Origin of the sequence: Psychrobacter sp. AOP7-B1-24 (assembly GCF_052376215.1) — a bacterium.
GTDB lineage: Bacteria > Pseudomonadota > Gammaproteobacteria > Pseudomonadales > Moraxellaceae > Psychrobacter.
Genome location: NZ_JBQSVL010000081.1, coordinates 1 through 13,120, shown reverse-complemented (window position 1 = coordinate 13,120; position 13,120 = coordinate 1). Strand labels below are relative to the sequence as shown.

The window sequence follows — 13,120 nt, the reverse complement described above, 5'->3', positions numbered from 1 at the left end:
AATATAAAAAAAGCCCTATAAGCGATTTATAGGGCTTTTTCATTGTTGCTATGCGACGTTTAGCTTTTTTGTGGCTCTGCATTATTTTCTGATTTAGCTGGTTCGCTTAAACTTTTGCTGACTTCAGCACGTAGCCAAGATTTTAGGTTCTCAGACATTAGCATCATCTGGTCGCTTAGATAGTCATCAATTTGTGTTTCTAGTTCGCGGATTAGCTCTTGATGGGTTGCACTCAGCTTTGTATCTTTTAGTGCCAGTTTGATGGCAACATTGGCTTTGTCGTTGACAGCTGTAATGCTGTTTTCGTCCTTGATGCTCTTATTATTGACGTCGCTATCACTAACGGCATTGGCATGTTCACTGATAGTTTTACCATTGGAATGATGATTGCTAGCATTGATTTCTGTGACGTCTGAATGCTGAGTTTTTTGGTTTTTAGTGACACTATTATCAGAATTGGTAGTATTTGACTTGTCTACAGAATCTGTATCATGGGTGTTAGTTGCAGTCAGTTTTTTATTCAGATTATTTTTATAAGCGATTATTCGTTCATTTTTCTGCTGTTCTTTTTGTAGCGCTTCTTCTTTAAGCTTAGCTTCCTCTGCAGCCTTGATTTTTTGTTCCGCTATACGTTCTTGTTCCGCAGTGGCACGGGCTTTTGCTTGTTTGTCAGCGATGGCTTGAGCAATGGCTTGCTCAGCTTCATGGTTTTTATACAGGTTATCAAGGTGGGCATCTAAATCATGAGTGCTAAACTCAAAGCTTTCAAACGGTGTATCGGTTTGAAGTAATGTGGTGATGTCTTTTAGCTCTTGTGTAATAGCTGCGCGTATAGGCTCAGGTGCGCACGTCCAACGCTGATAAAACTGATGGGAAAATGAGTAGCTTGACATGGTATATTCCATAAATATTCCAAAAATTACCCCTTATCATACGCAAGTATGATAAGGGGCTGCAAGTAGACAAACGTAGTAAATCTGACACTAAGGTTACAACGCATCCCATTGTGCGTTTTTATCAGTCATTAAATAGTAGGCCAACGGGCAAATATCAATGAGCCATTGGTGCCACCAAAGCCAAAGCTATTGGATGCTGCATATTGCAGATTCTCAACTTTGCGTGATTGGTTAGCGACATAATCAAGATTGCAGTTGTCTTCCACATTATCCAAGTTAATGGTAGGTGGTACTTGCTGATGCTGTAAGGAAAGCACGGTAAATATGGCTTCGACACCACCGGCAGCACCTAATAAGTGACCAGTCATAGACTTGGTTGAGCTTACTAAGATACTGTCTTTCACTGGTGAAAATACAGTCTCAATGGCTATAGATTCAGCGACATCACCAGCAGGCGTACTGGTACCATGAGCATTGACATAACCAACTACAGAAGGCTCAACACCTGCATCATGCAAGGCGTTTTTCATCGCGCGTGCAGCGCCATTACCATCTTCTGGTGGTGCAGTAATGTGACCTGCATCATCACTCATACCGAACCCAACCAGTTCAGCCAGTATTGTCGCACCGCGGGCTTTGGCATGAGCTAGGCTTTCTAGCACCATCATACCTGCGCCATCACCAAGTACAAACCCATCACGGTCTTTGTCAAAAGGACGAGAGGCTTTGGTTGGCTCATCGTTGCGTGTTGAGAGCGCATGCATCGCACCAAATCCTGATATGCCTAGCGGACTTGAGCCTTTTTCGCTACCACCGGCTAACATCACATCAGCATCACCATAAGCAATCAAACGCGCTGCAAGTCCGATAGCATGGGTAGCAGTAGTGCAGGCAGTTGATGTTGCGAGGTTTGGGCCTTTTAGCGTATGTTTAATCGCCACCAATCCAGCAGCCATATTGACGATAGAGCCTGGAATAATGAATGGCGACACTTTCATGGCACCCTTTTCGCGTAGGGTATCACGGCTGTTCTCAATAGTCTGAATACCACCAATCCCGGAGCCTAAGATGATACCAAAACGTTCTTGATCAACGCCTTGTACAGGGGCGTCTGAGGCGCTCACTTCATTGATGAAACCAGCATTTTTTAATGCCATGGAAGAGGCAGCCACACCATAATGCATAAATTCATCGTAGCGGCGCGCATCTTTGGCATTCATATATTGTTTGGCATCGAAATCTTTGACTACGCCAGCAATTTGCGCACGATAGCCCGTTGCATCAAAATGGCTGATCGTTGCTATGCCGCTATCGCCATTGAGCAATTTAGTCCATGAGCTATCGACGTCTAGTCCCAAAGGTGTAATAGCACCCATGCCAGTGACCACCACGCGCATATCATCTGAGCGTTCATAGTGCGGTTTTTTCTGAGGTGGTTGATATTTTGGTATTGCGTCAGCATCATTCTTGGCTTGGTCGGTAGATGAACTACTATTTTGGCTCATACGATATATCCTATACTTACGAGTCCTAAGAGGAGAGTATTTCGATAGTTATTATAAAACACATAGGTGCACGCATGTAAACTAAATTTATCTCAGGAGTGTCGCATGTGTCTTATAGAGTATGGACTATAACAATCATGTAAGAAACTATCAAAAAAATAAGATATAATGAAGAATTGTTCTATTTATACAGTGGTAATGTTTTTATGGTTTCATTGAAGTTTTTATTTCCTCTTTTATTGTCCATGAGTCTTCCAGCACTAGCGGACTGTCAACTTCGTTTTGATGATGGTTATAAGCTACCAAAAGATATCATTGCTGTTGATCGCGGAGAGTGCGGATTTACAGAGGGGCTTGCTATGATTGAAAAAGATAGTAAGTATGGGTTTATCACTCGCCAAGGACAGATAATCGTGGAGCCTAAGTATGATTATGCTAAAGATTTCTATGAGGGTTTGGCTATAGTTGGTAACGACCATAAGTACGGCTATATTGATGCAACAGGCAAGGTGGCTATTGATTTAATCTACGATAATATACACCCCTTTAGTGAAGGGCTTGCAGTGGTACAAAAAGATGGAGTTTATGGTTTTATCGATAAGACTGGCAAGGTAGTTATAGATATAAAATATGCCGATGCGGGTGGTTTTGATCAGGGATTAGCGATTGTACATGATGGCAGTCGAGGACTCATAAATTATGATGGTGAGTTTATACTACCGCCTGAGTACATTATTATTCACGGTTTACGTAATGGCTTTAGAGCTGTTTTTGGTTATGGAGGATGGAGTTTTGCTGATGTAAATGGACAGCTGATCGATGAGCTTCAGTATCATAAAGTTGAGAGCTTTAATGAGGAACGCGCTGCTGTACAAAACAAAGATCGAAAGTGGGGCATTATTGATACTGAAGGAGCGGTTGTTTTAGATTTTGCTTACGATGAGGTAGGCGACTTTGACCAAGGGTTGGCTTATGTTAAAAAGGACGATCGCGCTTTTTACGTTGATAGGAACGGTGACGATATATTAACAGGCAACTATGATGATGTTGAACCGTTTAAGGACGGTTTAGCTAAAATTCGTAAAGATAATAAATTTGGCTATATCAATAAAAATGCCGAAATAGTCATACCGATTATATATAAGGAAATATCTTCCTTTGAAGAGGGGTTGGCAAGCTTTCAAAAAGATAAAAAAGTAGGGTATATAGATAAAAGCAATAACATAGTCATTCCTGCTCAGTTTGATAAGGCTGCACCATTTGTTAATGAGCAGGCCATTATTATAGTAAATGATAAGTACGGTGCTATCGACCGTGCCGGTAATATAGTTATAGAGCCAATATACGAGCAAATACAGCACTTTTTTGAAGACATAGCTCCTATGAAGTTAGATGGTAAATATGGTTTTATCGACAAAAAAGGAGAGGTGGTCATTGAGCCAAAGTATAGCCGTGTGAGTCCTTTTATCTATGAGCTTTCATATGTAGAGCAGAATAAAAAGATGGGCTTAGTCAATACTAAAGGTGTTGAAATAGCTAAGCCTGAATATGATGAGATCAGTGCTTGGGTCATAGATGGTTTAGTTATGGCAAAGAAAAATGGCAAGGTTGGCTATATAAAAAATACAGGCGAGGTAATCATTCCGTTTAACTACGATTCAATAGGAGAGTTCTACAACGATAAAACCTTTATAGAGGTGAATGGTAAGTTTGGCTATATCGACAAGAGTGGTAAAGAGTTGATTAAGCCTATTTATGAAGAAGTAAAACCTTATTCAGCAGATGCGATTGCGGTAATGAAAGATGGTAAATGGGGCATAGTCGATTTAAAAAACAATAGATGGATTGAACCTATTTATGATGAGTTAGGCTTTCCAGAAACAGATCGTATGTTAATCAAAAAAGACAATAAGTACGGCTTTATGGACATGCAAGGCAATGTAGTAATAGCGCTACAATATGATAAGGCTACCGACTTCGATAGAGGCGTCGCTCAAGTGCAAAAAGACAATCATTGGTATAGTATCAATCGTGCCGGAGATACAATTGGAGAAGTTTCATTAAATTTTCAATAAATCACGATAAGTAAAGTCGTTGTATCAATAGCAATGCTAGCTAACATTAAACTTTAGCTAGCATTAGAATAAACCGCTCATTAAGCAAAACACACTTGACCCAAGACTACGCCCTTGTGCGCACCTGTGACCGCAGGCAGGTTACCCGTTTCTCCCATCAAGGTTTTCTGCGCCAGCCATGCAAAAGCAACCGCTTCTACCCATGTAGGATCTAAGCCTAAATCCGCAGTCGTCGTCACCTTACATTTCGGTAAGTGAGCTTGCAACCGCGTCAATAAATAAGTATTTAGCGCACCGCCACCGCAAACATATACGGCACTATCAGATTGTTCTACAAAAGATCTGATTTGCGTACCAGTAGTCATAGCGGTCAACTCAGTGATCGTTGCTTGTACATCGGCGGCTGAGCAGCTTGCGCCAGTGTTTTTTGACGCAAATTTCTGCAGCTCATCTTGTAGCCATGCTAAGTTAAAATCTTCACGTCCTGTACTTTTTGGATGAGACTGAGCAAAAAATGGATGTGTTAATAATTGCGTGAGTAACGGCTCAATCACTTGCCCAGACTGCGCCCATGCGCCATATGCATCATAGTCTTTACCAGTATGTAGTAATGACCATGCATCCAATAATAAATTGGCTGGCCCAGTATCGTAGCCAATAACTTGATCTTTTCCATTGGCAGGCAAAACGGTAATATTGGCAATACCGCCCAAGTTCAATAACACGCGTGTACTGTCATGCGTGGCAAACAGTGCTTGATGAAATGCTGGTACCAATGGCGCACCTTGACCACCAACGGCCATATCACGACGACGAAAATCACTAACCACACTGATACCTGTACGCTCAGCGATGATATTGGCATCGACTAATTGCAATGTGAATCCCATCTGCGGACGATGGCGCACGGTCTGACCATGACAGCCAATGGCCAGTACGGCATCGGCATCTATATTTGATTGTTCTAGTAGTGTGTTGACCACATCACTGGCAAACTCAGCATACTGTTTGCTTGCCCAACCAAACCAGTCCAGCTCGCTATTAGGCTCATCGTCAGTTGGCGTTAACTGACTCACACCATTGGGCTGGCACAAAGCCAACAAAACCTCACGTAAGCGCTGCGGAAAATCCTGACTGTAGCTCGCCACCAGTTGCATGGGTGTCGTCGTATCATCATGAAAGCGGCATAGCACGGCATCCATGCCGTCCAAGCTGGTTCCTGACATCATCCCAATGTATAGACCGTCGTCAAAACTTTCAAAAAGGGTCTGCTCAAGCGTATCGGACAGTGATAAAAAGTCTGATTCTATATCGGATCCCAACTCGGTCTGTGTGTCAGCGACACTATGTAAGTCAGGAGTATTTTTTATCTCATCTGCAGGCAGCAGCTTGGTCATGGCAATTTACCTTAAAAAACGCTAATATATCTGCCAAATTCTAACATCTTTTGACGGCGACGAGATTCTAAATCATTCAAACGCTGCAACCCTTTAATAAAGACAATATAGAGACTCTCATGACTGAGCATACATACACCCTAGAAGAACAACTGGCCATTATTGAGCGCGGCACGCAGGAAGTGTTATCAAAAGACGACTTGGTAGCCAAGCTTAAGCTGAATCGTCCATTGCGCATCAAGGCAGGATTTGATCCCACGGCGCCTGATTTGCATTTGGGTCATACTGTGCTGATTAATAAACTCAAGCATTTTCAGGACTTGGGTCATGAGATTTATTTCTTAATCGGTGATTATACGGCCAAGATTGGTGATCCTTCTGGCAAAAACAGCACGCGTCCGCCATTGACTGATGAGCAAATCAAAGCCAATGCCACGACCTATGCTGAGCAAGTATTCAAAATCTTGGATAAAGAAAAAACTCGCGTGGTCTTTAACTCTGAATGGTTCAATGACATGTCAGCGGCAGATATGATTCAGCTCGCCAGTCAGCAAACCGTTTCGCGTATGCTTGAGCGTGATGATTTCTCCAAGCGCTATGCCGCGCAAACCCCAATCTCTATCCATGAGTTTTTGTATCCGCTCGTACAAGGTTATGACTCTATCGCGCTAAAGGCTGATGTCGAGCTTGGCGGTACTGACCAAACCTTTAACCTACTGATGGGACGTACGCTACAAGGTCGTTATGGTCAAGAGTCACAAGTTTGTATCACCGTACCAATTTTAGAAGGATTGGACGGCGTTAATAAAATGTCTAAGTCGCTAAACAACTACGTGGCTATCTATGATGCACCAGGCACCATGTACCAAAAAATCTTATCTATGCCAGATACGTTAATCCGCCGCTACTTTGAGTTCTTAAGCTTTAAGCCAATGGATGAAGTCGAAGGTTTAATGGCAGAAATGGAAAATGGTCGCAATCCACAAGAAATCAAACGTATCTTAGCCGAAGAGCTAATCGAGCGTTTCCATGATGCTGATGCCGCTGCCAATGCACACAAATCAGCGGGTAATGTGTTGGCTGATGGTGAATTGCCAGTTGATTTACCAGAAGTAATGCTTGATTTAGAAGGTCAAGATGCATTATTTATCACTCAGATATTGAACCAAGCTAAGCTCGCTAAAAACAATTCAGCAGCCAAAGACATGGTCAAACGCGGCGCTGTCAAAGTCGATGGCGAAGTCGTTGATGGTGGCTTTAGTCTAGCCTCAGGTCAGACGGTCGTGATTCAAGCTGGCAAGAAAGGTTATGCGAAAGTGACGGTTGGTTAGCTAATCTATAGAAATGATTAAAAGTGAGGTCGATAGTAATTGTCGACCTTTTTTATGAAGTGACAATTAGCAGCCGTTTTTTTTAGCAGCCATTTTTTAATAGTAGGATTTTGCTATGACTAAAACCGTTCCCCAAGGCATCTACCGCCACTACAAAGGCAGTCTCTATCAAGTATTGCATACGGCGCAGCATTCAGAGACCGAGGAATCGCTCGTGGTTTATCGTTGCCTATACGGTGAATATGGCGTGTGGGTTCGTCCCTTAACGATGTTTACTGAAACAGTTATGGTAGATGGCAAGCAAATACCACGGTTTGAATTGATCAAAGATTTAAACGATTAGTTTCAGTTTTCTGCGAACACATCTCACCGCTGACTTAACAAAAAAGCGACTTTCAAAGTCGCTTTTTTCTATCTATTCCAACCAATGTTTTAAAGTTCAACTATTCAAAAATTGCTTTAACACCTTATAAAAAGCTATTGGCGCATCCATTGGTATGGCATGTCCTGATTTTGGTAAAACAATACTATGTGCATTGGGCAGCATAGTAACCAAACGTTGTTGCCACTCTGCGCCATATAACTGCGAACGCCCGCCGATCAGTAGCGTGGTTGGAATATTTACCCTTGGCAATACGGCTCGGTAATCGTAGGGCAGCTCAACATAAGCAGATAGACAGCGCAGTTTGTGCTGCCACGTGGCGTGTTTCATCAGAGCGATTTTATGTGGTGCGCGATAACTCAAAGTTTTTGTCAATATCTGTGAAGGCTTGGTACCGACAGAAAGCAGCGAAAACGAGCGTTCCACTGTCAATAAATTTTCTTTTAATTGATAAGGTAGATGCCGAAAACTATCAACTTGCTCCATCTGCATATAAGGTGCTGCATGAGTGATCAAACGTGTGAACTGCGCAAATAACTCGGTTTGCCGTGTGCCAAATACGCCGCCACCTTGCCAATCAGGCTGATTGTGAATAATCGGTGCTTGGTCAATATTCAAATAGCGGCTCACGTATTGAGTACCAAAGCGCTGCAAATACGCCCACATGACCAACGCGCCCATGGAGATTCCAGCCACATGAAATGCCTCAACCCCAGTTTCTTCACGCATATACTCAAATACTTGCTGAGTATCCTCTGCATATTGCTCAATAAAATCAAACGTTGGCAACATTAGATTACTGGCCAACCCAAACCCTCGAAAGTGCGGCAGATAAAATTGGTAATGCTGAGTCAGCGGTAGGATAAACGGCAAAAACTGCCGCGCATCCATCCCAAAAGCGTGTAGCAGCAAGACAGGTTTACCTTTACCAATGATAGAAACGGGCAACGGTGTACCATCAATCGCCGTGACATGAGTGGTTTGTAATTGATACTGCTCAGGCGTTTTAAATATCGTTTTGAACATATGGGATATCATTGGCTTATATTGGCTATGTATGGCGTGGCACAGCGCTATAGTTAAGTTCATATAGTTTCGATACAAAAAAACCGAGTACAAGCCATACACGAGTACGGCTAGCAAAGGTAACGATGTAGTGAGTTTACATGAATTGGACTATATTACTGCCACAGTTTGGCGTAATTGGCGTCACTGATGTTAGCGATATCTAATGTTGCTAGCATCTCACGTAGGGCAGTCCAGCGCTCGGCATCTGGTTTGATAGGCGCTATCAAGCGTTTTAGCGTATCATTGATAATGTCATCCATTAATGCTGATGGCGCCTCGCCCGTATAACCATAATAAATCTCGCGTGCCTGTTGAGGATTGTCGATACATAGCTGTGCCATTTCTGTACTAACCGCGATGAACTGTGTCAATGCGTCTGATTTTTCTTGCCAGATACTATGCGTGGTCATCAGCTCCAATGCCGAAAAATTAGGATACGGTGATAGATGCTGATCGATAAAGGTATACTCAAGCCCAACATGATTGGCCTCAATGCCTTCAAAATTATAAAAGCACAACCATGCACCATCAAATTCACCTGCAGCATCGCCTTCTTGTAAGTTTTGTAGATGTTGAAAATCGGTTTCAACAAAATCCACATTATCAATATCTAGCACAAAACCATTTTTCTTGGCATAGCGGCTCAAAATCTCAAAGCCAATTTTATTGGTAATAGGGTTTGATGCGGGTGTTGTGATACGAATCGGCTGGTTTTTGTGCAATTTATCAAGGCTGCTTTGTTTAATAAGCACGCCGCCATCGGTCACAAAAAAACAGCCCAATGCTTTTAAGTCTTCAAAATAATGCTCAAATAAATGAATCGGCTCGTTCACGTGCAAATCAATATTGCCTGCTTCTAGCTCTGCAAACCCATCATAATGTTCTGTAGGCTCTATCATATTAATATCAAGCCCCGCCTTAGAATAAGCACCAGTATGAATACCGGCAATAAAAGGCAGATGGTCTGGATTTAAAAACCATTCTAGCGTCAACGTTAGCGGTGTATTAGCCATTAAAGTGTCCTTATAATTATTAATAAATAACAGTATGAGTGATTGCGAAGTCTCATTTATTGATCATCGATAGATAAATAAATGCGTCCACAAATAAGAAAGTTGACCATATCACAAAACAGCGGTAAAAATGACCAAAAAATAGGCCGTCACACAGTATCAAAATAAGATACTGTGTGACGGCCTGATAGTAATGATGTTAACGCTTAATACTGACTAACTGTCGTCTTTTGCAATCGTCAGTCCATTATACGTTTGCGCAACAGGCATCACTTCTAAGCGGTTGACGTTGATATGTGCAGGCGACTCGATAAGCCATATTAAAATATCACCAATATCATCGCCAGTCATATTTTTGAACCCGTTATAAACCTGTGCAGCTTTAGCATCATCACCGTGGTAGCGTACGTTCGAAAACTCAGTACCACCGACATTACCCGGCTCAAGATTGGTAACACGGACTTGGGTTCCCAATAAATCAGCACGCAAGTTTAAGCTAAACTGCTTCACAAAAGCCTTAGTCGCGCCATATACATTGCCACCAAAATAAGGCCAGCTACCAGCAATCGAACCAACATTGATAATATAACCGCTATCGCGGGCAACCATCGCTGGCAATACCGCATGGGTTAATGCCATCAGGCCTTTGATGTTGGTGTCAGTCATGCGCATCCAATCTTCTAACTTAGCGTTTTGAGCAGGCTCAGTACCCAGTGCCAAACCAGCATTATTTACCAACACATCAATTTGACGAAACTTTTCAGGCAAGTCAGCGATAATTTGAGGGATAGTGTCGGTATCGCTCACATCCATAACGACTGGTAAAAATGCATCACCTAAGGTTGTTGCTAACGCATTGAGTTTGTCGAGACGTCTGGCACAACCAATCACTTGGTGACCGTTGGCGACCAAACGTTCAGCCAATGCTTTACCAAAACCAGCGCTTGCGCCTGTAATTAATACGTTCATCATCCATCCTTATCATTGAGGTTGTATGCTTCTGTCATAATGTTTATGAAGACTGTTTATTTTCTAGTACATTTACTTTAGCTTGATAGTCGTTATCTGGGTTGCAATCAGATGAATCATCATCTATTTGATAACTGCTTACCAAAGATTTTATCACCAGCATCACCCAAACCTGGGATGATATAACCGTGCTCATCTAAGTGACTGTCTAGCGCAGCAGTATAAATAGTCACATCAGGATGTGCTTCATTGACCAAACGTACGCCTTCAGGTGCGGCCACTAATACCAATGCTTTGATATTGGTACAGCCATTTTTCTTTAGCATCTCGATGGTAGCGACCATTGAGCCGCCCGTGGCTAGCATTGGGTCAATGATCAATGCAGGGCGTTTGTCCATGTGGCTAACAAATTTTTCAAAGAACGGTACTGGCTGTAGTGTTTCTTCATCACGCTGTAAACCTACAACAGAAATCTTAGCAGTAGGGATGAGATCGAGCACCCCATCAAGCATGCCAATACCTGCACGCAAAATCGGTACGATCGTTGCAGTCTTACCGATGATTTGCTCACCAGTAATTTCACCACACCAACCTTGCATCGGGAAAGTTTCGATTTCAAAGTCACGGCTGGCTTCATACGCCATCAATCGCGCAAGTTCTTTAGTCAACGTACGAAATTTATAAGTACTACAGTCTTTTTCACGCATTAAGCTAAGTTTATGACGCACTAGTGGATGGTCGATTACTGTAATTTGTAAACCGCTATTTAAGTCGCTCATGAGTACTCTCTTGATTTTTGGGCTGATGCTTACGCAATTGCTGCGGTTGCTATTAATATAAAAGATACAAACACCTACCGCACTCAAACTGCATCGCTAGCACATAGATAGTAAAGTGAGACCCTCTATAGTCAAACTAATTAGCTGCTTACATTACTGTGCAGCAGTATTCACTTAGCGCAATGACAATATTTGCGTTCACAGCTGCCGTCAAAGCCTAACTATTTAGGCTTAGTAAGCTAACTAAACCAGTTAAATATAACTATATAGTATGATTGTAAATGAGGTAGTGTTTAGGCTTGCTATGATACCAAAAAAACCACTTTTCTGATGAAGAATCTTATGACTACGCGCTCATCTCATACGAATGATAATCCTGATACCAACTCGATATTGCCTGAAACGAGAGCAGCAAAAATAGAAACGCATCCGTTTCCACCTGTCTTACCGCCCAATGCGACGGTTATGATGATGGGCACATTTCCACCGACCAGTGAAAAATGGGCAATGCGCTTCCATTATCCAAACTTTTATAACGATATGTGGCGCATCTATGGGCGCGTGTTTTTTGATGATGCAGATTATTTTAGAGTAGGGGGTGAGAAGCGTTTTGACCCAGAGCGTATTCGCGCCTTCATGTTTGAGCGCGGGATCGCGTCTTGTCCAACTGTTAAGCAAGCCATTCGTGAAACGGGTAATGCTTCGGATAAAAATCTAACGGTAGTCACACCTGTTGATCTAGATATTGTCTTGCCACAAGTGCCAAAGGTAAAGACACTGTTCACAACAGGAGGTAAGGCGACAGAAGTACTGCTTGGATTATTAGATGAACCAATTGCCAAATCTAAATATCCAAAGACCAATCAGAGTATGCATTACCCTTATCAATGGCAGAATGCGGGTAACAGAAAAATGGATGTTAATGATTTGACCTTATATAGACTGCCTTCGACCTCACGTGCTTATCCGCTATCATTGGATAAGAAAGTCGCTGCGTATAGAGCGTTTTTTGAAAAAATGGGTAAGTTATAAAGTAAAATTAGAGAAATGGTTGCACTAATAGAAGATAAAGCTCAAAGATATTAAAAAGTATTTATCTAGTAAAGCTGAACGTTTCTGATGTCAGCAAATGTGGTGAATAACATATCTATAGTTAGTATCTAAATCTATTAAATTAATTAAACCATAACCCATTGAAAAAATTAGTAATTTATTTACCTCTCAAAATAAACCTAAAAACATTAATAAAACAGGTTGACACTGAGTATAAACTCTCTATAATACGCACCTCATTAGGGAGAACTGGTGTTAAGTGGGGTATTAATTACCTAATTAGAACCCAGTTAACTCAATGAAACGAGATTAAAAAAGAAGTTGACAGACTATTAAAACATGATATGATAGTCAGCTCGCTAAATAGGATAAGCCATATTGGCTAAGACTAGTTAGATTGAAAATACTAGCACTGGACGACAGTGTCAGGCATTATTTAAAAGCATAACTAAAGAACAACTTGTGTGGATTTTTGCTGATTCAGAATGTTAAAAAATAAAGTTGACTATCTTTTCTTTTCGGAAAGATTATTAACTATAAAAATTATCATTTAAGACAGCAGAAAAACTCAAAGTTAATTCATTACGAACATAATTTTTAGCGATTTTGCCAGATTAGATGAGCCAAGTTTAGAAGCTTCTTTAAAGAGCTT

The 13,120-nt window shown here is 41.7% G+C and carries 11 protein-coding genes; 4 read left to right on the top strand and 7 right to left on the bottom strand.

What is annotated here, in order from left to right; genetic code table 11:
* Positions 1–59: 59 nt before the first annotated feature.
* Together ACT3QP_RS12685 and fabF are read right to left on the bottom strand one after the other, a co-directional pair.
* Complete coding sequence (locus ACT3QP_RS12685) at positions 60–893, bottom strand: hypothetical protein (RefSeq protein ID WP_444525750.1); 834 nt, start codon at positions 891–893, stop codon at positions 60–62.
* Between the two features lie 131 nt (positions 894–1,024).
* Entirely contained in the window at positions 1,025–2,401 is a 1,377-nt protein-coding gene (gene fabF / locus ACT3QP_RS12680; protein WP_444525749.1) for a beta-ketoacyl-ACP synthase II, read from the bottom strand.
* Between the two features lie 206 nt (positions 2,402–2,607).
* Between fabF and ACT3QP_RS12675 the strand changes: the two genes are divergently transcribed.
* Positions 2,608–4,476: a WG repeat-containing protein gene (locus ACT3QP_RS12675; protein WP_444525748.1), complete on the top strand. Its 1,869-nt coding sequence runs from the start codon at positions 2,608–2,610 to the stop codon at positions 4,474–4,476.
* Positions 4,477–4,556: 80 nt separating this feature from the next.
* Here ACT3QP_RS12675 and ACT3QP_RS12670 read toward each other — a convergent pair whose 3' ends face one another.
* Positions 4,557–5,873, bottom strand: a complete 1,317-nt coding sequence (locus ACT3QP_RS12670; protein WP_444525747.1) for an anhydro-N-acetylmuramic acid kinase — start codon at positions 5,871–5,873, stop codon at positions 4,557–4,559.
* Positions 5,874–5,992: 119 nt separating this feature from the next.
* On the opposite strand from ACT3QP_RS12670, the gene tyrS reads away from it, so the two are divergent.
* The gene (gene tyrS / locus ACT3QP_RS12665; protein WP_444525746.1) at positions 5,993–7,204 is read left to right on the top strand and encodes a tyrosine--tRNA ligase; all 1,212 of its coding nucleotides are present in this window, start codon (positions 5,993–5,995) and stop codon (positions 7,202–7,204) included.
* A gap of 115 nt (positions 7,205–7,319) precedes the next feature.
* A complete protein-coding gene (locus ACT3QP_RS12660; protein ID WP_444525745.1) occupies positions 7,320–7,547 on the top strand; it encodes a DUF1653 domain-containing protein in 228 nt (75 codons plus the stop codon).
* A gap of 96 nt (positions 7,548–7,643) precedes the next feature.
* On the opposite strand, the gene ACT3QP_RS12655 is transcribed toward ACT3QP_RS12660, so the two are convergent.
* The 4 genes from ACT3QP_RS12655 to upp form a co-directional block, all read right to left on the bottom strand.
* Entirely contained in the window at positions 7,644–8,612 is a 969-nt protein-coding gene (locus ACT3QP_RS12655) for an alpha/beta fold hydrolase (protein ID WP_444525744.1), read from the bottom strand.
* A 155-nt stretch (positions 8,613–8,767) separates the two neighbouring features.
* A complete protein-coding gene (locus ACT3QP_RS12650; protein WP_444525743.1) occupies positions 8,768–9,667 on the bottom strand; it encodes an ABC transporter substrate-binding protein in 900 nt (299 codons plus the stop codon).
* A 216-nt stretch (positions 9,668–9,883) separates the two neighbouring features.
* A complete protein-coding gene (locus ACT3QP_RS12645) occupies positions 9,884–10,636 on the bottom strand; it encodes an SDR family NAD(P)-dependent oxidoreductase (RefSeq protein WP_444525742.1) in 753 nt (250 codons plus the stop codon).
* Positions 10,637–10,755: 119 nt separating this feature from the next.
* Complete coding sequence (gene upp / locus ACT3QP_RS12640) at positions 10,756–11,415, bottom strand: uracil phosphoribosyltransferase (RefSeq protein ID WP_444525741.1); 660 nt, start codon at positions 11,413–11,415, stop codon at positions 10,756–10,758.
* Positions 11,416–11,880: 465 nt separating this feature from the next.
* Here upp and ACT3QP_RS12635 point away from each other — a divergent pair, with 465 nt between their 5' ends.
* Positions 11,881–12,447 carry a DNA glycosylase gene (locus ACT3QP_RS12635; RefSeq protein ID WP_444525751.1) on the top strand — a complete coding sequence of 189 codons (567 nt, stop codon included), beginning with the start codon at positions 11,881–11,883 and terminating at the stop codon, positions 12,445–12,447.
* Positions 12,448–13,120: the final 673 nt, after the last annotated feature.